19 protein-coding genes and 1 pseudogene are annotated in these 21,274 nt (G+C 69.1%); 13 read left to right on the top strand and 7 right to left on the bottom strand.

Annotated features, from left to right (window positions below; all coding sequences use genetic code 11):
• Positions 1-127: 127 nt before the first annotated feature.
• Positions 128-271: pseudogene (locus ACFWYS_RS14820) on the bottom strand (RNA polymerase sigma factor); the annotation flags it as partial.
• A gap of 141 nt (positions 272-412) precedes the next feature.
• Between ACFWYS_RS14820 and ACFWYS_RS14815 the strand changes: the two are divergent.
• Both ACFWYS_RS14815 and ACFWYS_RS14810 read left to right on the top strand, forming a co-directional pair.
• Positions 413-877, top strand: coding sequence for a cupredoxin domain-containing protein (locus tag ACFWYS_RS14815; protein ID WP_384767566.1), 465 nt, complete (start codon positions 413-415; stop codon positions 875-877).
• Complete coding sequence (locus ACFWYS_RS14810) at positions 867-1,274, top strand: hypothetical protein (protein ID WP_384767563.1); 408 nt, start codon at positions 867-869, stop codon at positions 1,272-1,274. The genes ACFWYS_RS14815 and ACFWYS_RS14810 overlap by 11 nt, the downstream gene beginning before the upstream one ends.
• 130 nt (positions 1,275-1,404) lie before the next feature.
• Here the strand turns inward: ACFWYS_RS14810 and ACFWYS_RS14805 are convergent, their stop codons facing one another.
• Positions 1,405-2,847 carry an alpha/beta fold hydrolase gene (locus ACFWYS_RS14805; RefSeq protein ID WP_384767560.1) on the bottom strand — a complete coding sequence of 481 codons (1,443 nt, stop codon included), beginning with the start codon at positions 2,845-2,847 and terminating at the stop codon, positions 1,405-1,407.
• Between the two features lie 270 nt (positions 2,848-3,117).
• Positions 3,118-3,399 carry a family 43 glycosylhydrolase gene (locus tag ACFWYS_RS14800; protein WP_384767938.1) on the bottom strand — a complete coding sequence of 94 codons (282 nt, stop codon included), beginning with the start codon at positions 3,397-3,399 and terminating at the stop codon, positions 3,118-3,120.
• Between the two features lie 57 nt (positions 3,400-3,456).
• Between ACFWYS_RS14800 and ACFWYS_RS14795 the strand changes: the two genes are divergently transcribed.
• Positions 3,457-3,906: a hypothetical protein gene (locus ACFWYS_RS14795; protein WP_384767557.1), complete on the top strand. Its 450-nt coding sequence runs from the start codon at positions 3,457-3,459 to the stop codon at positions 3,904-3,906.
• A gap of 43 nt (positions 3,907-3,949) precedes the next feature.
• On the opposite strand, the gene ACFWYS_RS14790 is transcribed toward ACFWYS_RS14795, so the two are convergent.
• Entirely contained in the window at positions 3,950-5,347 is a 1,398-nt protein-coding gene (locus ACFWYS_RS14790) for a M1 family metallopeptidase (protein ID WP_384767555.1), read from the bottom strand.
• Positions 5,348-5,504: 157 nt separating this feature from the next.
• On the opposite strand from ACFWYS_RS14790, the gene ACFWYS_RS14785 reads away from it, so the two are divergent.
• The 7 genes from ACFWYS_RS14785 (at position 5,505) to ACFWYS_RS14755 (ending at position 12,800) form a co-directional block, all read left to right on the top strand.
• Positions 5,505-7,292: a protein kinase gene (locus tag ACFWYS_RS14785; protein WP_384767552.1), complete on the top strand. Its 1,788-nt coding sequence runs from the start codon at positions 5,505-5,507 to the stop codon at positions 7,290-7,292.
• Positions 7,293-7,402: 110 nt separating this feature from the next.
• The gene (locus tag ACFWYS_RS14780; protein WP_384767550.1) at positions 7,403-7,816 is read left to right on the top strand and encodes a VOC family protein; all 414 of its coding nucleotides are present in this window, start codon (positions 7,403-7,405) and stop codon (positions 7,814-7,816) included.
• A gap of 55 nt (positions 7,817-7,871) precedes the next feature.
• On the top strand, positions 7,872-8,729 hold the full coding sequence (locus ACFWYS_RS14775) for an ABC transporter ATP-binding protein (protein WP_384767547.1): 858 nt from the start codon (positions 7,872-7,874) through the stop codon (positions 8,727-8,729).
• Complete coding sequence (locus ACFWYS_RS14770) at positions 8,726-9,718, top strand: iron-siderophore ABC transporter substrate-binding protein (RefSeq protein ID WP_384767544.1); 993 nt, start codon at positions 8,726-8,728, stop codon at positions 9,716-9,718. The genes ACFWYS_RS14775 and ACFWYS_RS14770 overlap by 4 nt, the downstream gene beginning before the upstream one ends.
• 52 nt (positions 9,719-9,770) lie before the next feature.
• Complete coding sequence (locus ACFWYS_RS14765) at positions 9,771-11,852, top strand: iron ABC transporter permease (protein WP_384767541.1); 2,082 nt, start codon at positions 9,771-9,773, stop codon at positions 11,850-11,852.
• Positions 11,853-11,982: 130 nt separating this feature from the next.
• Positions 11,983-12,576, top strand: coding sequence for a hypothetical protein (locus ACFWYS_RS14760; RefSeq protein ID WP_384767538.1), 594 nt, complete (start codon positions 11,983-11,985; stop codon positions 12,574-12,576).
• Positions 12,577-12,644: 68 nt separating this feature from the next.
• The gene (locus ACFWYS_RS14755) at positions 12,645-12,800 is read left to right on the top strand and encodes a hypothetical protein (protein ID WP_384767537.1); all 156 of its coding nucleotides are present in this window, start codon (positions 12,645-12,647) and stop codon (positions 12,798-12,800) included.
• 134 nt (positions 12,801-12,934) lie between these two features.
• Here the strand turns inward: ACFWYS_RS14755 and ACFWYS_RS14750 are convergent, their stop codons facing one another.
• Positions 12,935-13,429, bottom strand: a complete 495-nt coding sequence (locus ACFWYS_RS14750; RefSeq protein ID WP_384767533.1) for a peptidylprolyl isomerase — start codon at positions 13,427-13,429, stop codon at positions 12,935-12,937.
• Positions 13,430-13,517: 88 nt separating this feature from the next.
• On the opposite strand from ACFWYS_RS14750, the gene ACFWYS_RS14745 reads away from it, so the two are divergent.
• Positions 13,518-13,694 (top strand): hypothetical protein, encoded by a 177-nt coding sequence (locus tag ACFWYS_RS14745; RefSeq protein WP_384767530.1) that lies wholly within the window; start codon positions 13,518-13,520, stop codon positions 13,692-13,694.
• Between the two features lie 137 nt (positions 13,695-13,831).
• On the opposite strand, the gene ACFWYS_RS14740 is transcribed toward ACFWYS_RS14745, so the two are convergent.
• Positions 13,832-14,326, bottom strand: coding sequence for a hypothetical protein (locus tag ACFWYS_RS14740; protein ID WP_384767528.1), 495 nt, complete (start codon positions 14,324-14,326; stop codon positions 13,832-13,834).
• A gap of 278 nt (positions 14,327-14,604) precedes the next feature.
• On the opposite strand from ACFWYS_RS14740, the gene ACFWYS_RS14735 reads away from it, so the two are divergent.
• Positions 14,605-16,086 carry an amidase gene (locus ACFWYS_RS14735; protein ID WP_384767525.1) on the top strand — a complete coding sequence of 494 codons (1,482 nt, stop codon included), beginning with the start codon at positions 14,605-14,607 and terminating at the stop codon, positions 16,084-16,086.
• 313 nt (positions 16,087-16,399) lie between these two features.
• On the opposite strand, the gene ACFWYS_RS14730 is transcribed toward ACFWYS_RS14735, so the two are convergent.
• A complete protein-coding gene (locus ACFWYS_RS14730) occupies positions 16,400-17,440 on the bottom strand; it encodes a vWA domain-containing protein (RefSeq protein WP_384767522.1) in 1,041 nt (346 codons plus the stop codon).
• A gap of 709 nt (positions 17,441-18,149) precedes the next feature.
• Between ACFWYS_RS14730 and ACFWYS_RS14725 the strand changes: the two genes are divergently transcribed.
• Positions 18,150-21,125 carry a glycoside hydrolase family 18 protein gene (locus ACFWYS_RS14725; protein ID WP_384767519.1) on the top strand — a complete coding sequence of 992 codons (2,976 nt, stop codon included), beginning with the start codon at positions 18,150-18,152 and terminating at the stop codon, positions 21,123-21,125.
• Positions 21,126-21,274 lie beyond the last annotated feature (149 nt).

Below are 21,274 nucleotides of genomic sequence, written 5' to 3'. Positions count from 1 at the left end.
AAGTAGACCCGGCACACCCGCCATACGGCACGAAAGGCAGGTGAAGGCCGGCGCGGCGTGGGGGGGGGGGCGCGGCGCCCCCACCGCGGGGGCCCGGGCGCGCCCGCGCGGGGGGGCGGGGGGCGCCCCCGGCCAGGGCGCGGGCCACGCCGAAGACCGTGCGCTGGAAACGGCGCACGAACGCGACGGCGAGCTCCGGATCGCCCGTCGTCAGACCGGTGAGCAGTGCCTCGTCGGGGACCCGCCCGAGGGAGAGGCCCTTGCGCCACATACCAGGGATACGTTCCGCCGCCAGGAAGGGATTGCCTTACGTCCTCGCATCCATTCTCCGCCCGCGCGATCCCCGGTGCCGCAATCCTTCGGTCCGCCGGCGTCGTACCCCTTGCGGGGGGACTACCCGGAGGACCGACTCATGACCATCCCGCACATGCGCCACCGCCTGCTCCTCGGCGTGGCAGCCGGCGGCCTGACCGCCGTGCTCGCCGCCTGTGGAGGCGGCGGCAACGACAGCAGCAGTAGCAACAACAGCACCAGCGACACCGGCGGCACCGGCACGCAGGTCACGGCGGAGCTGTCCGACTTCCACATCAAGCTCTCGACGGAGAAGTTCCAGCCCGGCCCGTACACCTTCACCATGAAGAACACGGGCTCGCACGACCACGCCCTGGAGGTCGAGGGTCCCGGCGGCGAGAACCGCAGCAAGACGATCGAGCCGGGGCAGTCCACGACCCTCACGGTGACCCTGAAGTCCGGCTCGTACGAGGTCTACTGCCCGGTCGACGGACACAAGGACCGCGGCATGAAGACGGAGATCACCGTGGCCGGAGCCTCGGCACCGTCCGACACCGACAACTCCTCTCCGGGCAATGGCTACTGACGGAGCGGCCGTGCGGCTCGTCCTGCGCCTGGCCGGCGCCGGGCTGACGGCGGCGATGGCCGCGATCCATCTGCGCCTGTGGGCCGACGGCTACCGGGACCTGTCCACGATCGGGCCGCTCTTCCTGCTCAACGGCATCGTCGGCATCCTGCTGGCCCTGGCCCTGCTGGTCACGCCCGTCCGCGCGCTGGGCCCGGTCGCCGCCGTCACCGCGCTGTTCACGGCCGGCACGCTGGGCGCCCTGTTCCTGAGCCTCACCACGGGCCTGTTCGGATTCGACGAGTCCATCGACGCGGAGCTGGTCCGCCCGACCCTGTACGTCGAGACGGCGGGAGTGCTCGTCCTGATCACCCTGGCGGTGACGGCCTTCAGCCACCGCCGCCGACCTCGACGCTAGGCACTGCGGGCGACCACACCTCGCATGAAAGGGGACCGGCGGACGCCGAACGCTCAGCCGGCCAACTGCGACGCTTGGTGGTCGAGTTGGCTGGCTGAGCGTTGGAGGTGCGCGCAAGCCCGGGGTCTTCCTACGGGCTGGCGCTGGCCACGCCGCTTTCGTCGACGGTGAACTTTCCGTTCGCGGCGCCGTTGAAGGTCCCGCTGCTGATCCACTCGGTCAGTGCCGCCTTGACCGTGGCATGGGGGCCGGCCCATGGTTCGCCGGGGCGCCCGCCGTAGGGCGTTCCGGATTCCGGTGTGCAGCGCGGGCCGGAGCAGCCCTCCATCTGCATCTGGTGGCTGGCGCACTGGAGCTGTACGAGCACCTTGTTCGTCATCGACGCCGGGAGCGCGTTGTAGATCGCGGGCGCGTTGGCCGGCGGCGCGGTGGCGTCGTCGAGACCGTGGATGACCAGCGTGGGCGGCGTCAGCTGCCCCACGACGGCGGTGTTCCAGCCGTAGTTGGAGAACGTCGGCGAGCGGTTGAGACCGGTCGGGTTACCGGGATCGTCCCCTCCCCAGTTCCGCCCCTCGGTGTCCTCCTCCATGATCTGCTCCCAGAACTGATCCTGGCTGCCGGGGACGACCCGCCCGGTGCACAGGGCCTCGCGACTCGGTGGCAGCACCGGTGCCCCCGGGCGGCGGTCGAGCGTCAGCGGGAACGTGACGAAGCCCGTCGGGGGCGTCGTCTCCTCGGTCGGCCCACCGAAGAGCGACGACATGAACACGGCACGATTGACCTTCGCGATGACGTCGGCACTTCCGGGGAGGACCGGGTTGGCCGCGTACAGCGTCCGCCCGACGCGCGGCCCGCCGAGCGAATAGCCGAGCAGGGTGACCTTGCCGTCCGTCGGCTGCGCGCGCGTGATCGCGTCGTCGATGACCTGGCGGATGTCGCGTACCCAGACGTCCATGCGCGCGAAGCGGTGATTGCTTGAGTGCGCGCGCCGTTCCCCGCCGAGCGGATTGGTCAGGAGCAGGGTTCCCTGCTGATCGAGGGTGAAGATCGGGTTGTGGGTGCGGTCGCACCCCTCGGGGTGCGGACAGGTGCCGTCCGCGAGGTAGGGCCTGAGGCTCGCGTTGCCGGGATCGTTCAGGCCCTCGTCGAAGCGCGTCGAGCGGCCGTAGCCGAGCAGACTCGGGGCGAAGGTGTCGATGCCCGCCCGCGCGAGTCCGTCCTGCACGCTGAGCGAGTCACCTTCCGGGGCGGTGTGGCGCAGGTCGAAGGACGGCGAGGCGGTGATGCTGCGGCCGTGGATCAGCACGGCGGCCCTGTTGGGCACTCCCGGGCATTTGCCGTTCGCGTACACCGGCTGGACGCGATGCACCTGGATCCTCGCCGGGCGCCCGTCGAACTGGGGGTCCGGCATGAGCCCGGGCGGCACCCTGAACCTCAGCCAGTGATCGTGGGCGGCGACGCCGGTCGGCGCCTCGTCGCATTGTGGGGCCGACGGCTTGGTGTCAGCCGCCATCGATGTGGTGCTGGAGCCGAAGGCGCTCATGATCAGGCAGACGCCCAGCAGCACCTCCATTCTCCGGAGGATTCCTCTGCGTTGCCGAGTAGTGTGTGGTGCTGCCATCCCAAACCCCCTGCCGCTGGACGCGGTTGAAGCCGTCACTCATCAGTGTGACCAGGAGGCACGTGGGGAGCGCCCCGCGCATGGGTGCACAGGTGGCACACAGGCGCGCGGAGGCGCTTTCACTCTCACCCCGTGCGGCGGCCGACTGCCCAGAGCACAGGCCGTACGCCGCACAGGTCGTCGGGTCACCAGTCGGCCGCCCTTCGGGTCGATCAGTCCTGCCTACTCCGCCCCCTCCCCGGACGGCGCGGGCAGCGGTACACCCGCCGCCACCGGCGTGCCGAAGTTCGGTGTGCCGTCGGCGTTCCAGGTGAACTTCTGCACCCGGGTGCTCCGGTTCATGTCGCAGCCGCCGCCCGCCGAACTGTTGGCGTGGTAGACCATCCAGTCCTCGGTCCCGTCCGGCGACTTGAAGAAGCCGTTGTGGCCGGGCCCGTACACGCCGTTGGCGTTGGACCGCTGGAAGACCGGGTTCGGGGACTTCACCCAGGACGAGGAACTCAGCGGGTCGCCGCCGTTGCAGGTGAGCAGTACGCCGCCGCGGCCCGCAACTTCTGGGGCATGGTGACGCCTGCGCGCATGTACAGCCTGGGCGGCACCGGCCAGGGCGAGATGTTCCGGGCCAGGGGCGCCGTCGCGGCCACCCTGGCGGACGGCAGCTACTTCACCGTGAGCCGAAGCTGGCGGCGCGGCGACCGTGTGACGATCCTGGCCCCCTACCGCCTGCGCATCGAAAGAGCCCTGGACGACCCCGCCGTCCAGTCACTCTTCTACGGAGCGGTCCTCCTGGTCGCCCGCAGCCCCGAGCCGGATCTGCGCGCCTTCTCCTTCTACAAGCGCTTCACCCTGCGAGGCGACCTGGCCGACGCGATCGCCCCCGAGGGCCGCTCGACACCACCGGCCTCTTCGTCCAGGCGGTGCGCACCCTTGCCGACGGGTGGCCGTCGGAGGGGCGGTTCACCCGGACGGAGCGCGACCGTGTTGTCGCCGCTGCGACCGCCGCGAACCTGAGGCGGTGACGGGGGACGGCGGGTGCACCCCGGTGCGACCGCCGTCACCGAATCCGGTGCTGCTTCCAGAAGGGGCCCAGGTCGTTGTCCGTCACGGACTGGGCGGCCCGCTTGAAGTCGGCGGTGGTGGAGACGCCGTACCAGTGGTCCTGGGCGTACCGCTTGAGGAGGCGGGCCATGGTGGCGGCGCCGAGCGTACGCTCCAGGTCCGCGAGGGCACAGGGGCCGGCCGTGTACAGCAGGTGGTACTCGCCCCGGTGCGCGGCCCAGTAGGCCATCGAGTTGGTCAGCGCGGTACGGTCGCTCGGCCAGTCCTCCTCCGACCAGCAGTCGCGGGTGTCCCAGCCGTAGAAGCGCGCGTTGGCGTACTGGGCGAAGCTCTCGTCCAGCCAGGGCGCCCGGTATTCGTCGTTGCCGACGATGCCGTACCACCACTGGTGGGCGACCTCGTGGACGACGGCGCTGCCTTCTTCGGTGGTGCCGAGGAGCACCAGTCCGGGGTACTCCATCCCACCGCCGAAGCCGCTGGTCATCACCAGGTCGATCTCGCCGTACGGGTAGCGGCCGTACTCCTTGCCGAACCGGTCGACGGCGGCGACGCCGTCCTGGCGGGTGACCCGCACACCCGCGGCGGAGGTGTCGGGTGCCCAGTACGACTTCACCCGCACGCCCCCGGGCGTGGTCTCGGTCGCGGTGCGGAACGGGCCCGCCGCCCAGGCGAAGTCCCGCACCCGGTGCGCGACGCTGACCGTGAGGCTGCGCCCGGGCCTGCCCGGAAGGGTCGCCGTGCGGCCGGTCGCCGGGACCTGGAGGGCCGAAGGGTGGTCGAGCGCGACCCGGAAGTCGCTCGCCAGGGCGTAGAAGCTCTCCCCGGTCGACACATACGGGTCGAGGTGCCATCCCGTGGCGTCGTGCACGGCGAGCACGGGCAGCGCATTGCCCAGGAAGCGGAAGGCGCCCTCGCGGCCGAAGCGGTCGTTGCGTTCGGGCACGGTGATGGACACATCGAAGGCGACGGCCGTGCGCTCGCCGTGTGCGAGCGGCTTCGGCAGGGCGATCCGCAGCGCGGTGCAGTCCACGGTGAGCCGGCCCGCGGTGCCACCGCGAACCCCGGACACCGCGATCGGGGACGGCTTGCCGGGGGTGCCGCACTTGTCGACGCCGTTGCCCCACAGGCGTACATACACCTCACGCAGGGGCCGAGCGGAGGAGTTGCGGAACGACACCCGCTCCCGGCCCGTCCAGCGAGAGCCGTCGGCGTTGCCGCGCAGCGTCACGTCGTAGCGGAGCCGTTCGGGTGTCGCGGAGTCGGCGTCGCGGGCCCGGTCCCCGGGTGCGGTGAGGGCACCGGCCCCGGCGGTGGGCTGCGCCAGGAACAGCGCGAGCAGGACAACGAGCAGACGGCCGACGGTCCTTGACGATAACGCGGTTATCGAGGGCATGACAGCGGATGATGCCACAACGGCGCATCGCGGGCCGGGCAGCCGCGGCGATCCGCTGTCCGTAGCGGTGCGTTCCGCCGCGTGCGCACCGGGCGGAGGCCTGACCAGCTCACCTCCCCCCGGCCGGCTGTCGGCGGCCCCGATTAAGCTCCCGCCCATGAGTGAGGGAGACAGAGGTCCCGGCAGACGAGTCGTCGACGGGCGCTTCGAGTTGGAGGCCCGCCTCGGCGGCGGTGGGATGGGGACGGTCTGGCGGGCCAGGGACCTGGTGCTGCACAGGCTGGTGGCGGTCAAGGAGGTCCGCCCGCCCGACCGGGACCTCGCCGAGTACGACCCCGACGGCGCCCGGATGCTGCGCGAGCGGGTGCTGCGCGAGGCCAGGGCGCTGGCCCGGGTCGACCATCCGAACGTCGTCACCGTCCACCACATAGTCGACGGCGGTGAAGGCACCTACCCGTGGATCGTGATGGAGCTGGTCAGCGGCGGCTCGCTGGCCGACCGGCTGGCCCGGGCGCCGATGTCGCCGGCCGAGGCGGCGCGGATCGGCCGGGGCGTGCTGGCCGCGCTGACCGCCGCGCACGACGCCGGGATCCAGCACCGGGACGTGAAACCCGCCAACGTTCTGCTGCGCCCCGACGGGCGTCCCGTCCTCACCGACTTCGGCATCGCCGCGATCCGCGAGGCGACCAGTCTCACCGCCACCGGCTCCATCATCGGTACGGCCGACTTCATGGCACCCGAGCGCATCTCGGGGCACGAGGGCGGATCCGCCTCGGACCTGTGGTCGCTGGCGATGATGCTGTACACCGCCGTGGAGGGCCACCACCCGCTGCGCCGGGGCACCACCTTGGCGACCCTCGCCGCGGTTCTGCACGAGGACGTGCCGCCGCCGACGCGTGCCGGTGCCCTGAGCGACGTCCTGATGAGCGTGCTCGTACGGGACCCGTCGGCGCGGCCGTCCGCCGCCATGCTGGACATGCGGCTGGCCGAGGCCGAGGTCGGGGCAGCGGCTGGGCCCGAGGTTGCGCGCGGGTCGGCCGGACCGGTGGTGCGGGACCAGCCCACGTCGTATCCACTGCACCCGCCGTCCACGCCCGGCGCCCCGGCCCCTTCTCATACCGCGCCTGCCGCACCCCCTTCGCCGACAACCGCCGGTGGCTTCGGACCGATGCCGGTCCCGCCTTGGCCGGGGCAGGCTCCGCCCCAGCCGGTGACCGCGCCCGAGCGGGCGGCACGCCGACGCGGCCCGGGACGGACCGCCCTGCTGAGCGTCTCGGGGACCTCGCTCGCCGGCGCCCTGGTCCTGGCGTGGTGGCTGCTGCCCTTCGGCGGCGACTCGGGGAACCGGGGTGACTCGGGCGCGAGCGGAGCCCCGTCCTCCAAGTCCTCCAAGTCCTCCAAGTCCTCCACGTCCTCCTCGTCGTCCAAGAATCCGACCGCCCCGGTGACCGGCGCCGCTCCGGCGTCCCAGCAGACGGGGGAACCGACGACCGGCACCCTGCTCACCCCGGACGCCATCCGCACCGTCATCAAGGCGTTCGAGAAGGAGACCGGCCGCGACAGGTTCGGCGACTTCACCGTCTACCCGGAATACGCGTCGGCCTGGCTGATGGTGAACGGCAGCGACACCAAGTACGACTCCTACACCTACCGCCCAGGACAGGGCGTACAGAAGGGCATCATCAGCAGCACTCTGCCCAGCACCAAGACGCCCCTCAGCCTCGACGGCTACAAGTGGGACCGGGTGCCCGCGCTCTTCGAAGAGGCGGACAAGAAGCTCAACGTCGACGACCCGGAAAACCGGTACCTGACCGTGAAGCCGCCCAGTGATGTCTGGGACACCCCGGCCGGAATGGCCGTCTACCTGAGCGGAAAGTACAACTCCGGCTACCTGGAGGCCGACACCCAGGGCAAGGTGACCCGTGTGATGCCCGCGGAGGACTGACACACGTGTCGGACCGGCGGGTGCGGCAGCGCCGAATGGCCCCCACGGCGGGCGGTCTGCTGCGAGCTGTGGCACAACGGGCGTAAGCCCCGGCAGATCAGGAGTCCTCCGTGCCCTTCGTCCCTTGCATCAGTGTGTCCGACACGGCCGTCAGCCTCGCCTTCTACAAGAGGCTGGGCTTCGACGCCGACTCCAGTACCTCGCGCCCGGGGGACGACATCCACATGCTCCTCCACCAGGGGGAGTTCTGCTGCATGATCTACCGCAACGCCGACCTCAAGCAGTGGCTCCCGGTCCTCAAGGACCAGCCCCTCGGGTTCGCCGGCATGTTCTACTTCGCCATCGACGATCTCAACGCGTTCTACGAGCACGCCTCCCAGCACGCCGAGGTCGTCAAGGAGATGACGACGGACGAGACCGGTCAGCGCATGTTCTACATCCGCGACCTCGACGGCTACGTCATCGGATTCCACGACAAGGCGGCTCTGCAGGCCAGCGAGCTCGGTGCCAAGTACGCCGAATAGGCCGGGCGGCGGGCGACGCACAGATGGGAGATTAGGTTAGGCTAACCTTTGTCACGTGCAGGCAGGTGAAGACAGCTCCGCGGCGGCGAGCCCTCGCGGTCATGAACTGTCGGCCACGGGTGTCACCGTGGCCTACGAGGACGTTGACGTCGTACACGACGCGTCGCTGACGCTGCGGCCGGGCGAAGTGACCGTGCTGGTGGGGCCGAACGGCAGCGGGAAGTCGACGCTGCTGCGGACGGTCGCGCGGTTGCAGCGGCCCAGGACCGCCTCGCTCGTCGTGGGCGGCAGTGACGCGCTGGCGCTGAGCCCTCGTGAGTTCTCCCGCCACGTGGCCCTGCTGACGCAGGGTCGCCCCACGCCCAGTGGTCTCACGGTCCGGGACGTCGTCGAGTTCGGCCGCTATCCGTACCGGAGCCGCTGGGGCAGGGCCGACCCGGACGGCCCCGCCGCGGTGGAGCGCGCGCTCGCCATGACCGGGGTAGCCGAACTCGCCGAGCGCGGCGCGGAGCACCTGTCCGGCGGACAGCTGCAGCGCGTATGGCTGGCCGGCTGCCTCGCGCAGGAGACCGGTGTGCTGCTCCTCGACGAGCCGACGACCTACCTGGACCTGCGCTATCAGATCGAACTCCTCGACCTGGTCCGCGACTTGGCGGACGACCACGGGATCGCCGTGGGCGCGGTCCTGCACGACCTCGACCAGGCCGCCGCCCTCGGCGACCGGATCGTGCTGCTCCACGAGGGGCGGATCGTCGCGGAGGGTCTGCCCGAGGACGTACTGACGGCCCAGCGGCTGACCGCCGTCTACGGCATCCGTATCGAAGTCGGCACCGACCCCCTGACGGGCCGGCTGCGCACCCGCGCGATCGGCCGCCATCACACGCGAAGCGAAAGGCTCGGCACCCCCTCATGAGACGCCTGATGACGACCGCGGCAGCCGCCATCGCCGCGGTACTCGCCCTGACCGCCTGTGGCACGACCGAGACCGCCTCCGGCAGCGACGACGCCGCGCAGAAGAAGGCCGGCGAGGCCATCACCCTCACCGACGCCTCCGGCAACAGGGTCGAACTCGACGGCCCGGCCAAGAACGTCGTCGGAACCGAGTGGCACGAGGTCGAGCTGCTGATATCGCTGGGTGTCGACCCGGTCGGCGTCGCCGACGTCAAGGGCTACAAGACCTGGGACACCGCGGTCCCACTGAAGAACGAGCCCAAGGACATCGGCACCCGCGGCGAGCCCAGCATGGACACCATCGCCGCCCTGTCACCCGACCTCATCGTCGCCAGCACCGATCTGCCCCCGGCCGCCGTGAAGCAGCTGCGCAAGGTCGCCCCCGTCCTGGAGGTGCGCTCGGCCAACGCCGCCGATCCGATCGGGCAGATGACCAAGAACCTCGACCTCATCGCCCGCGCCACCGGCACCACACAGCGCGCCGGGCAGCTCAAGGACGAGTTCGACGCGAATGTCACCGAGGGCAGGAAGGCCCTGAAGGACGCCGGCCTCGGCGGCGCCCCGCTCGCCTTCGCCGACGGCTACGACATCTCCCACCAGATCTCCATCCGCCCGTACACCAGCGGCTCCCTCATCGGCGCCGTCAACGAGGAACTCGGCCTGAAGAACGCCTGGACACTCAAGGGCGACAAGGACTACGGGCTCGGCACCACCGACGTCGAGGGCCTGACCCAGCTCGGCGACGGCGCCCGGTTCGCCTACATCGGCAACGACGGCGACACGAGCAGCACCCCGTTCACCGACGCCCTGGCCAAGGACAAGGTGTGGACGTCGCTGCCGTTCGTGAAGAAGGGCAACGTGCACCGGCTGCCCGACGGCATCTGGATGTTCGGCGGCCAGCAGTCGATGGGGGCTTACATCGACGCCCTCGTCAAGGAGCTGACGAAGTAATTCGTCGCGGAGCCGACAAAGTAACTCGTCAAGGAGCTCACGAAGCAACGCCATGGCCGCCACAGCAACCGCCACGCCTCCCGCCCCCACCGAGCCGGCGACCCCGTCCCGGACCGGCGCGGCCGCGGTGACGGTCGCTCTCCTCCTGCTGGTCGCCGCCCTCGCGGTCGTCGACATCACACAGGGCACCGCCTCCGTCGGCGCGGGCGAGGTCGTCAAGGCGCTCACCGGCCGGGCCGACCCGGCCGACGCCTCCGTCGTCATCGCCTCCCGGTTGCCGAGAATGACCGCAGCCCTCCTCGTCGGCGCCGTACTCGGCATGGCCGGTACGGCCCTGCAGGCGGTCAGCCGCAACGTGCTCGCCGCACCCGACACCCTGGCCGTGAACGCGGGCTCCTACCTGGCCCTCGCCCTGGTCGCCGTCACCAGTGCGTCGCTGCCGTTGCTCGCCTCCTCCGGCGTCGCCTTCGCCGGGGGCCTCGCGGCGGCGGCCGTGGTCCTCGGCCTGTCCGGCCTGTCCGGCGCGGGCACGGGCACCGTCCGCCTCGTGCTCGCCGGCAGCGCCCTCGCCCTCGGCCTCACCGCCGTGACGGAGGCCCTGCTCCTGCTCTTCCCGCAGGAGACCCAGGGCCTGTTCCGGTGGAACCAGGGCAGCATCGCCCAGAACGGCTTCGACGGCGTGGCCCAGCTCGCGCCGCTGGGCGTCGCCGGCCTCCTCGGACTGCTGCTCCTCGCCCGCCGGGTCGACGCCCTGGCCCTCGGCGACGACGCCGCCCGCGGCATCGGCGTCCCGGTGCGCGCCACCCGGATCACGGCGGTCGTCCTCGCGACGCTGTTGTCCGCGGCCGCCGTCACGCTGGCCGGTCCGATCGGCTTCGTCGGCCTGTGCGCCCCCGCCCTCGTCCGAGCCCTCGCCCGCAGGTTCCGCGGCTTCACCCGGACCCGGGCGGCCCTCGCGGCCACGGCCCTGACCGGCGCGGCCCTGGTCCTCGGCTCCGACGTCCTGCTGCGTGCACTCGTACCGGCGGACCTGGCGGTCGCCGTACCGACGGGCGTCGTCACCAGCCTCGTAGGAGCCGTGTTCCTGATCGCGATGGCCACCAGGCTGAAGGACACGGCCGGCGCTGCCGCCCCCGACCGCCTGCACATCAGAAGCCGGGCCGTCTTCGTGACGACCACGATCGTCCTGGCGGCGCTGCTCATCGGCGTGACCATCGCCGCCGTGCTGCTCGGCGACAGCAAGCTGCTGCTGGGCGACGTCGCCAACTGGGCGCAGGGCCGGGCCGGCCGCACCGTCACGTTCGTCCTCGACACCCGGGTGCCCCGGGTCCTCGCCGCACTCCTCGCCGGTGCCGCCCTCGCCCTGGCCGGCACCCTCGTCCAGGCCGTGACCCGCAACCCGCTCGCCGAACCCGGCGTCCTGGGCGTCTCCGGCGGGGCCGCGCTCGGCGCGGTGCTCCTGGTGACGACCGTGCCGTCGGCCGGATCGTGGGGCGTGGCGGGCGCGGCCTTCGCGGGCGCCGCGACGAGCTCCGTCATCGTCTTCGGACTCGCCGCGCGGGGCGGTTTCCAGCACAGCCGCCTCGTCCTGGTCGGGATCGGCGTCGCCACCGGCACCACCGCCCTGGTCAGCCTGCTGATCGTGCTCACCGACCCGTTCAACGCGGCGAAAGCCCTCACCTGGCTGTCCGGCTCCACCTACGGCCGGTCCCTGCCCGACACCGCACCGCTCGCGGCCGTCCTCGCCGTCGGCGTTACGGCCGCAGCCCTGCGGCGCACAGAACTCGACCTCGTATCACTCGACGAGGACACCCCCAGGCTGCTGGGCCTTGCCCCGGCCCGCAGCCGCCTCGGCTTCCTCCTCCTGAGCGTCCTGCTCAGCGCCACCGCCGTCGCCGCCGCAGGCACGATCGGCTTCGTGGGACTCGTCGCCCCGCACGCGGCCCGCGCACTCGTGGGCCGCCGACACGTCCGAGTGCTCCCGGTCGCCGTACTGCTCGGCGCCGCACTCGTCTGCACCGCGGACCTGCTGGGCCGCACCGTGATCGCGCCCGCCCAGCTCGGCGCGGGCCTGATGACGGCCGTGATCGGAACGCTGTACTTCCTCCATCTGCTGGTGCGCAGCCGCCGGTAGAAGGTGCGCGGGGCGTCTGTGACGGAGTGACGGAGTACGGAGTGACGGAGGGGCGTCATGGCGGCGGTGGGTGAGGTCCTGATGCATCGGCGGGGGAGGAGAGGGGCGGCCGTCGGGGCAGAAATGGCCTATGGACGAGGGGTGGGCAGCACTTGCGGCCGGCGTGGTCAGCCTGCTGGGAGCGTCGGTGGGCGGATTGGCCGCGATCATCGGAACGCGAATAGGGGCGGAGAAGCACGCGACCTCCGTACTCGACCAGGCAACCCGGCAGGCACACACCGAGCGCGGACAATGGATCCGCGACCAACGCGCCCTCGCCTACGAACAGTTCCTGACCGCGTGGCACGAATACACCTTGGCCAGGGGCCGGTTCCACTTCGAACGGCCCCCGACCTACGACAACTTCCGACTCGTACAGGAATCGGGCGGGCGCCTCCATACGGCTGCCTTCCGCATCCGCGTCGTCGGCCCCGAAAGCGTCACCACGGTCGCCGAAGAAGTCCTGGGCAACCTCACGGCCATGGCCATCCCGGACGACGTACGGTCCGAGTGGGACGCCGCACATTCCCGTTTCCGCCAGACGGACGACCCTGAACTGCAGCGAGGTCTGATCAGAATCGCGGAGGACATCCTCTACCGGGGTTCCTGGGACGAGGCAATCGACGTGGCGCCTCAACGGCAGCGCTTCCTACGGACCGCGGCAGAGGCCCTGGACGCTTCCTAGCGCGCCGATATTCAATGTGCGCCGCGCGGAACAGGCCGTACCGTGCCGCCATGCCAGGGTCGGGCTTCATGCCGCTGCAATCGGCCTGGATACAGGGCGCCGCGACGATGGCCCGAGCCGACGCCGGGATTGTCATCGAAGACGTCTTCCTCGGCGGAGCGGCATCCCAGCAGCGGTGGCAGGACGGCGGGCATCGCCTTTCGAACATGACGCGGCGGACATGAGCAGCACCGAAACGACACAGGCGACGCCCCACAGCCCGCTGCCTCCGCGCATGTGCCATCCTCGACCCCTCCCATGGGGGGCCGCGCTAGGGCGGCCCCCCACACATACGGGGGCCGCCAGAGCGACGGGGTGGTCAGCCGGCGAGGCCGCAGTCCTCGATGACGATCTTCTTGCTGGTCGTGCCCGAACGGCTACCGAGGGTCTCGATCGTCTTGACGACGTCCGCGCCCTCGACGACCTCCCCGAAGACGACGTGCTTGCCGTCCAGCCACGGCGTGACCACGGTCGTGACGAAGAACTGCGAGCCGTTGGTACCCGGACCCGCGTTGGCCATGCTCAGCAGGTAGGGCCGGTCGTGCTTCAGCTGGAAGTTCTCGTCCGCGAACGTCTCCCCGTAGATGCTCTTGCCGCCGGTGCCGTTGCCGTTGGTGAAGTCACCGCCCTGCAGCATGAACTCCGGGATGACCCGGTGGAAGGGGGCACCCTTGTACCCGAACCCGTGCTGACCCGTCGCCAGCTCTCGGAAGTTGCGTGCGGTCTTGGGCACGACATCGTCGAAGAGCCGGAAGACGATGCGGCCGAGGTCCTGGCCGTTGGCCGAAACCTGGAAGAAAACGTTCTCGTTCATGGCCCCTATTGTCCACATGGGGTGCAGCGGGGTCGAAACACACCCCCTCGGGGCGCGTCAGGGTGCCTTGCGGCCAGGAGCGGAGCGCATGGCGTACGACCAGCCGACGCGGGACGGTGACCTGCGCGTCGGGGAGGCAGCCGGAGCCGCCGCCGCGCTGTGGCTCGGCGTGGACGGAGCCGTTGACTGGTCGGTCAGAATCTCGGCGCGCCGGACACCGTTGCCGAAGAGCGGCGCTCGGTCACCGTCGGCGCACCGGTCATGAGCTCCTGTTGGCGTGCAGGTGGCTCACGGGCCGGGGCATCCATGATCCGACCGGTGACGGGGCCGGCAGCCAGGCCGTCGGCTGTGGCCGTGCTGCCCGCCCCGTGTCCGGGCCTCTTCATGTTCCCCGGGCGGGGATCAGAAGGGGTAGTACTGCTTGTTGCCCGCCTTGCAGGTGTTGTGGGGGCCCACTTCGTTCTTGCACACGACGGCCCGGGCCCACCTGACGTTCTTTCCGATCTTCCACGTCCTGTTGTTGTACGAGTCACCGCCGTTGGTGCACCAGTCGTCCTGGGCGAGGTTGACCTTGTACGTCGTGCCGTCGGTGGTCCTCGCGTGGAGCTGGACGTAGACCTCCTTGCCGTCGCAGCTCTTGTCCTTCGCGTAGGAGTCGATGTTGGAGAACGTACCGGGGTGCCCCTTGGTGAAGGTCCACTTGACCCTCCCGTAGCCCCAGCTCTCCGACTCGGCGGAACTCATCCGCTTCTTTGCCGCAGCCGCGGCAGTCGCGCCAGAGGCGGTCGTCTGCTGCGCGGGCTCGGCCGAGGCAGTGGCCAGGCTCCCGGTGGCGAGCAGCGCGGCGCTGCCCACACCGATGAGCGCGGTCTTGATCGAGCGTGACGTGCTGAGCATGGTTCCTCCGAACTGTGGTTGTACGGCTCACGTTCTGGCGACGACGCTGCCAGCCGCCCACCACTGCGGAGAAGGACATTCGGCCCGCCCCGAAACACCTGCGCCTCCGACCGCGGCCGGGGGTGCGGGTCCGGGGGCCGGGCTGTGACATCGAGTCAGCAGGAGCCGTCGGGCGAATTGACTGTGGCCGGAGAGGACATGGCGAGAATTAGGGCATCTACCTCGTTGTGCGAAGCGGCATTTTATGTCCTCTTTCGAAGGTCGATACGGTCCGATTTATGAAGTGGAATGTGCCGACAGCCGAAGAACTCGCCGCTGCCTTGCGTGCCGGTGAAGTGACCTCGATGGAACTGACCGACGAAGCGATCGCCCGTATCGAGCGGGACGACAAGGCGATCAACGCGATCTGTGTGCCGGACTTCGACCGTGCCCGGGCCGCCGCGCGCGATGCCGACCGGGCGCGCGCCCGTGGTGAGGACCGGCCGCTGCTCGGCATTCCGGTGACGGTCAAGGAGTGCTACAACATCGCCGGGCTGCCCACGACGTGGGGCATGCCGCTGCACCGGAACTACATCCCGGCCGAGGACGCGGTGCAGGTGTCACGGCTCAAGGCCGCGGGCGCGGTGGTGCTCGGCAAGACCAATGTTCCCTTGGGACTGCAAGACATCCAGAGCTTCAACGAGATCTACGGCACCACCAACAACCCATGGGATCACGGTCGCACGGCGGGTGGATCCTCCGGCGGATCGGCGGCGGCCCTGGCGTCCGGATTCGGCGCGCTGTCCATCGGCTCCGACCTCGCCGGTTCGTTGCGCACCCCCGCACATTTCTGCGGTGTCTACGCGCACAAGCCGACACTCGGGCTGGCGGCGAACCGCGGAATGGTCCCGCCGCCCGCTCCGGCGTTGCCGACCGACGCTGACCTCGCCGTCGTCGGTCCGATGGCGCGCTCTGCCCGCGACCTCATGCTCCTGCTCGATGTCATGGCCGGACCGGACCCGCTGACGCTCGGTGTGGCGCACGAGTTGACGCTGCCGCCCGCGCGCCACGAGCGGCTCTCCGACTTCAGGGTCCTGGTCCTCGACACGCATCCCTTCATTCCGAGCGGGTCTGCCGTGCGGGCGGGCGTGGACCGGGTGGCCGGCGCGCTGGTCGACGGCGGCGCCAGCGTCGAGCGGCTCAGCCCGCTGCTGCCCGATCTGACCGAAGCCGCCTTGCTCTACACGGAGTTGCTGTTTTCGAGTTCCGTTGCGCGTTTTCCCATCGAGGCGTTGGAGCAGCTGCGTGCGCTCGCCGCCGGACTGAGCCCGGACGACCGGAGTCTCGATGCGGCACGGCTGCGTGGCATGGTGTTCAGCCACCACGACTGGATCGAGGCGAACAGTCGTCGCGAGCTCCACCGCCACCAATGGCGGCAGTTCTTCGCGGAGTACGACGCCGTGGTGTGCCCCATCACGCCCACCCCGGCGTTCCCGCACGACCACAACCCCGATCCGAGGGAACGCCGTATCGACATCGACGGCGTCGAGTACCCGTACTTCGACCAGCTCGTCTGGGCCGGTCTGGCCACCATGCCCGGCCTACCCGCCACCGCCATACCGGCGGGCAGGTCCCCCGAAGGCCTGCCGGTGGGGGTGCAGCTCATCGGCCCGATGTACGAGGACCGCACCCCACTGCGACTGGCCGAACTGCTGGAGCAGAAGATCGGCGGCTTCCAGGCACCGGAGGTGGGCAGCGGAGTTGAGACGGCCCACAAATGAAGCAGCCTGAGTCACCGCGGAAGGTGCAGGTGCAGGTGGCGGGCGCCGCGGGTGGCTGACTTGGCGTAACGCACACGGGCCCCGGGGATCAGCCATGACGTCCCCGGGGCCCGTGTATGGAGTGGCGCTGATCGATGCTGTCAGGAGGCCGGGACGCCGGGGCGCCGACGTCACGTGTTTGCCGACTGAGGGTACTTCCCAGGTGGCGGCCACCGTCCGGGCCAACTCCGCGACATGCGGCGGGAGTCGGCCACCCAGGACGCCGATGTCTTCGCGCAGCCTGGCGCGCAGCCGCCGACGTGGTCCCGAGGCGTCAGAGCATCAGCAGTAGCCGCGTGTTCGGCACGAGCTTCCGGTTTACGCTGGTGCTCTGCACGAAGATCGTGAAGTCGTCGTTGTGGTCCGGCTTGACGCGAGTTTCTGTGTCCGGGAGGCCGAGCAGGGCTCGGGCCTCGGGCCCCGTGTAGACCCGGTCCGTCTTCTTCTCCAGTACCGCGATCTGCTTCTGCGCCTGGATCTTCTCCGACTTGCTCAGCTGGTAGAACGCGCCACCCGTACGGTAGGTGTGCCCGCATTCGATGACCCAGTCCCGGATCGCCGCGGCACGGGCCACCGGGATCAGCTGGTACTCCGACGGATTCACCGGGGTGAGGCCGGCCGCCTTGATGGTGTCCTTGTTGACGGCCTCCGCACCTGTGGAGAACACCGCCCGCGATCCGCGGATGCCCTGAGCGCGGCCCACCATGAACTTCTCGGTGGCCTGCTGGATGACCTGCCCGGCCTCCTCCAGGCCCCGTGTGCTGGTGGCGTCCCAGATGGCGATGTTGTCCTTCGGGAACCCGCACTGCATGGCCTCGCGCTTGCCCATCTGATCCGGCACAAGGACGGCCAGCGTCCAGTTGTCCTCCTGTGTCTCGATCATCTTGGCTACGGACTCGACCAGTTCACGCGGATCCCTGCTCCGGGCATCCGCGCAGCGGTGACTTGCGTTCTCCTGCCCGTCGGTGAGCACGAAGGTCAGGAAGCTGTGGTCTCCGTACAGTTGAGCCGTCTGCGCGAGCTCACGCTGCGACTTGAGCGTGGCCGCCAGCAGCGCCGTCATTCCACCGACCCGGTACATCTGCTTGAGGGACGGCATCCGCAGCACGTCCTTGTCGTAGATGACGCACTCCACCCTGTCCGCGAAGACGTACACCGTGACGCGGGTCTCCTGGTCCAACTCCTGCGATCGGCGGGCCAGATAGGCAATCTGCTGGTCGGCGACCTCGACGACCTTGCGGCTCAGGTGCGACATGGACGAACTGGCATCCAGCACGAGAGCAACGTGATTGATGTAGTTCTGGCTTCCGGACATGACAGGTCCCCCTCTTGTCTTGCCGACTCGATGCTTCGATCCTCTCACCCACCACTGACAATCGATCTTGGTCGCCGGACCGGGGGGAGGGGTCCAACTTGGCGGCGCAGGACGGAGCGCGCCCGGCTGAGGCCTTCACTGGAGGCCGGTTGGTCGCGACGTGGCGACGTGGCGACGTGAGGGCGTGGCGACGTGAGGGCGTGGCAACGTGTCTGACGGCGCGAATGTGCCGAGATTTCGAGGAATCGAAGCCTGGATACGTCGCCGAATGGCCCGAACTGCCCAAGGGGCAGTAGGAGATCGACGCGGGCATCTTTGAGGGCATCGAGAATTTCGTGAACTTACTGTAACCGTAACGTAGGTGATGCCCCGCGCGCTTCGCGCACCGTGCGGGGGGTCGCTCTTCGGGCGCTTGGCCACTGCAATGTGCAAGCCTTTGCGACGTGCGTTTCATCGATTTCACGCCATTTATTTCGGCCCGTTTCGGCATGATCAGAAGGGCTTGTTCCGGTCTGTGGTCGACAAGGTGGCCCATGATTGAGTGGGGCGCAGTGATCCACAACACGGGGAGTGACCTTCAGTGAGTTTTTCGTCGGATTACCCTGACGTCCCCAACTGGGAGGAAAAGCCCAGCGGTTACCAGACAGGAGCCGTCGCCAAATACAAGGGCAACATTTTCCGTGCCGCTTTCTGGGCCTCGGAGCCGGGGGTGGGGGACCCCAACAAGAACGGCTGGCGATTCTTCGACGAGCTCTACGACCAGACCCCGCACAAGTCGACCGAGCGGGCCAACGTCATCGCCTACATCCCTACCTGGCGGAAGAAGGAGGGATTCGACTACGGCAAGGGCGAGATGTATCGCTACATCACGCACGGCATCATCGCGTTCTTGACGTTCAGCGAGAAGGATTCCGGCGCGTTCGACCCCGCGTCGGTCAGGGAGATCAGCACCATTCTCCCGGACGTACTCATGGCCGCGAACCTGTACGGGACCAAGACCATGATCGCGCTGGGCGGCGCGAACGACTTCGCGTTCCTGGACCTGATGACGGAGATCGGGAACAACCCGGCTTCCCCGAAACTCGACCAGACCGTGCGCAACGTCGTCAACTTCGTCACCCAGAACGGTCTGGACGGCGTCGACCTCGACCTGGAGTGCTGGTGGGGCCGGCCCGGCCAGCAGGACCAGGGCGGCCGGATGAAGGCCGACGGACCGCATCCCGCGGGCCGGGGGCTGACCCTGTTCGCCAAAGAGCTGAAGGAGGCCATGCCCGGCAAAATCGTGTCGGCGGCCGTCTTCGGCACTTCCTGGTACGGGAACAATTACGACCCCGACATGGCCGAACACCTCGACTGGATCGGCGTGATGACCTACGACCTCACCGGGTCGTGGGACAAGTCCCCGGTCGGCCCGCATTCCGCGCTGAACAAGATTCGCGGGAAGGACACGGCCAAGATTCGTGAGGCGGACGTCTATCTGGAGTCGTACCTCCGCGAACAGCAGGGCGCCTGGCCGGGAGCCAGGGCAGGCACCGGCCCGTCCGCCCAGGGCGACGACGCCCTGGAGAACAATCCGATCCTGTCGGTCGAGGACTGCCTCTGGTACTGGACGAATCCGCTCTTCATGAACTGGCAGGGCAAGGGCCAGGGCGTGGACCGCGGCAAGATCGCGGCCGGAGTGCCCGTCTACGGCTACGAATTCGCCGCGGCAAAGGAGCCGGACGATCTGACCGGTGAAGTGCCTCCGGGGTACAAGGTGCTGCGCTACAAGGAAATCCTGGACGAGTTCCCGGACGCCCTTGGGGCCGCGGACGCGAACATCAAAGTGGACGGCAGCACACCCCGCCCCAAGCTCAAAGAGCCCCTGCCTCCGGGGGAGTACCCGTACGCCCACAACATCTATTTCGAGACCCCGGACACCGCCGTCACCAAGCTGAAGTTCCTCAAGGACGTCGGTGCCAAGGGCGTCATCATCTGGGAACTCTCCAATGACGTCTGGGAAGACGGCAAGAGCATCATCAAGGCCCTCTACCTCGCCTCCGGCAACCCGGTCCCCGAAACCTCGCCCATCACGGATCCGCCGGTCCCGGTGGCCAGTTCCTATCTGTGGGACTCCACCGGATTTCTGGGGCACGCGAGCGGGCCGCTGCAGTTCCAGGACGACGGCACCCAAGACAACGGCATGCGGCAGTTCTCGGCGCGGCTGTGGAACATCCCCGACGACGCGGACTGGAAGAGCGTCGCCCAGAACTGCCCGGCCGTGATCAAGAGGCAGTACTTCAACCGGCCGACACGCATCGTGGACAAGGGTGCCCTCGGGCTCTGGGGCGAGTTCGACGTCCGCGACAACGACGACGTACCGGACTGGTTCTGGGGCCACATGGAGGAGAAGGACGGGGCGCCCGACGGGCACACGCGGTACGCCTCGCGCCTCTGGGGCCTCTCCCTCAGCGACGACTGGAAAGCGGCCGCGAAGCAGACGCCGGCACTCATCGCGGGCCAGTACTTCGACGAGCCGACGGAAATCGAGGACAAGGGAGTCGGCGGGCTCTGGGGCATTTTCGACGTCAGCAACGAGCCGAGCCCCATCCCGGCGTTCACCGCGCAGGTCAAGGGCGACAACGACTGCATGTACTGCCAGGTCGACACCCTTCCGTCCCTGGACGGCCTGGACAACGTGGAACGGTTCAACCTGACGAACACGATGACCGTCGGCGAGGGCGCGCCCTTCCTGTACTCGGTGATCACCAAGGACGACGACTCGGTCGATTTCCCCGAGGGCGTCGTCATGACCGTCAAGGACCCCGACGAGAACACCTATGACAAGGGCGTCGACGACGACAACCAACTCGTCGTGATGTCCGGTGACTCGATCCGGTACCTGATCATCAAGGATCCGAAGGCCGGCGACTGGACCATGTCCATGAGCGTGTCCCGCGATGCCAAGTTCCGGTGCGAATGCAACACCGCGCCGAGCGCGGACGCCTACGACACCATGCTGGAAACCCGCAGGAAACTCGACGCAACGCAGGGCCTAGTCACTCGGGATATCAGCGCGCTCAGCGTCACTGCGTTCTTGGGCGCAGCCGCGATCGCGGTCATGGCTCCTTCGCTGGCCCTTCCCCTCGCGTTGATCGTGACCGTGACCGGAGTCGGGTACTCCACAGTCAAGGTGATAGCCAACAACAAGGCGGCCACGTCACAAAACGCGGCAGCGATCTCGCGCGTTCTGTCGAAGGTGGAGAAGGACCTGGAGAAAGAAGGCGCCTCCGCCCTGGCGAAGTACGTCTGGCTGATCGGTAAGAACATTTCCGGCCCAGAGTACTTGGTGATTCTCAAGTACCCCAAAAATACCTTCAAGTGGCTCGGGACACACGCCGATGTGTACGCGGAAACCGGACACATGACCAACCCGGAGCAGCAGAATTCCATCCGGCACGTCTACTGGCAGTGTCTCCTCAAGAAGAGGCTGGGCGAAGCCTTCGCGGTGGAGATGGGCGATGCGCACGAGCGTGGCCGTCCCGGGTCCGATGCGGACAACCGCGCGGACGAGAAGAACAACGAGATCGGCCTCCGTCTCGCGGACGAAGTGGAATCCGAGGAGGAATGCAAGAAGCGCGTCCACGAGATGTGGAAAGCGGACAAGCTCGCCATCCGGCCCGACTACGAGGGCGATCCAACGTGATCCTGGCCTGATCGCGGCCTGATCGCGGCCTGATCGCGGCCTGATCGCGGCCTGATCGCGGCCTGATTCCGTCCTGATCTCCGCGCAAGGCCTCAGGTCCGCCCGCCGCAAACCCGGCGGGCGCACCGGAGCCCGGCACCCGGTGAACA

Source organism: Streptomyces sp. NPDC059010, from assembly GCF_042740355.1.
GTDB lineage: Bacteria > Actinomycetota > Actinomycetes > Streptomycetales > Streptomycetaceae > Streptomyces.
Note: the sequence above shows the minus strand (reverse complement) of the source record. Positions and strands in the feature narration are given on the sequence as shown.

Bases quoted from the DNA above. Each gene is read 5' to 3' on its own strand.
- ACFWYS_RS14815 (WP_384767566.1), top strand. From the start codon at position 413: ATGACCATCCCGCACATGCGCCACCGCCTGCTCCTCGGCGTGGCAGCC.
- ACFWYS_RS14810 (WP_384767563.1), top strand. From the start codon at position 867: ATGGCTACTGACGGAGCGGCCGTGCGGCTCGTCCTGCGCCTGGCCGGC.
- ACFWYS_RS14805 (WP_384767560.1), bottom strand. From the start codon at position 2,847: ATGGAGGTGCTGCTGGGCGTCTGCCTGATCATGAGCGCCTTCGGCTCC.
- ACFWYS_RS14795 (WP_384767557.1), top strand. From the start codon at position 3,457: ATGGTGACGCCTGCGCGCATGTACAGCCTGGGCGGCACCGGCCAGGGC.
- ACFWYS_RS14790 (WP_384767555.1), bottom strand. From the start codon at position 5,347: ATGCCCTCGATAACCGCGTTATCGTCAAGGACCGTCGGCCGTCTGCTC.
- ACFWYS_RS14785 (WP_384767552.1), top strand. From the start codon at position 5,505: ATGAGTGAGGGAGACAGAGGTCCCGGCAGACGAGTCGTCGACGGGCGC.
- ACFWYS_RS14770 (WP_384767544.1), top strand. From the start codon at position 8,726: ATGAGACGCCTGATGACGACCGCGGCAGCCGCCATCGCCGCGGTACTC.
- ACFWYS_RS14765 (WP_384767541.1), top strand. From the start codon at position 9,771: ATGGCCGCCACAGCAACCGCCACGCCTCCCGCCCCCACCGAGCCGGCG.
- ACFWYS_RS14760 (WP_384767538.1), top strand. From the start codon at position 11,983: ATGGACGAGGGGTGGGCAGCACTTGCGGCCGGCGTGGTCAGCCTGCTG.
- ACFWYS_RS14755 (WP_384767537.1), top strand. From the start codon at position 12,645: ATGCCGCTGCAATCGGCCTGGATACAGGGCGCCGCGACGATGGCCCGA.
- ACFWYS_RS14750 (WP_384767533.1), bottom strand. From the start codon at position 13,429: ATGAACGAGAACGTTTTCTTCCAGGTTTCGGCCAACGGCCAGGACCTC.
- ACFWYS_RS14745 (WP_384767530.1), top strand. From the start codon at position 13,518: ATGGCGTACGACCAGCCGACGCGGGACGGTGACCTGCGCGTCGGGGAG.
- ACFWYS_RS14740 (WP_384767528.1), bottom strand. From the start codon at position 14,326: ATGCTCAGCACGTCACGCTCGATCAAGACCGCGCTCATCGGTGTGGGC.
- ACFWYS_RS14735 (WP_384767525.1), top strand. From the start codon at position 14,605: ATGAAGTGGAATGTGCCGACAGCCGAAGAACTCGCCGCTGCCTTGCGT.
- ACFWYS_RS14730 (WP_384767522.1), bottom strand. From the start codon at position 17,440: ATGTCCGGAAGCCAGAACTACATCAATCACGTTGCTCTCGTGCTGGAT.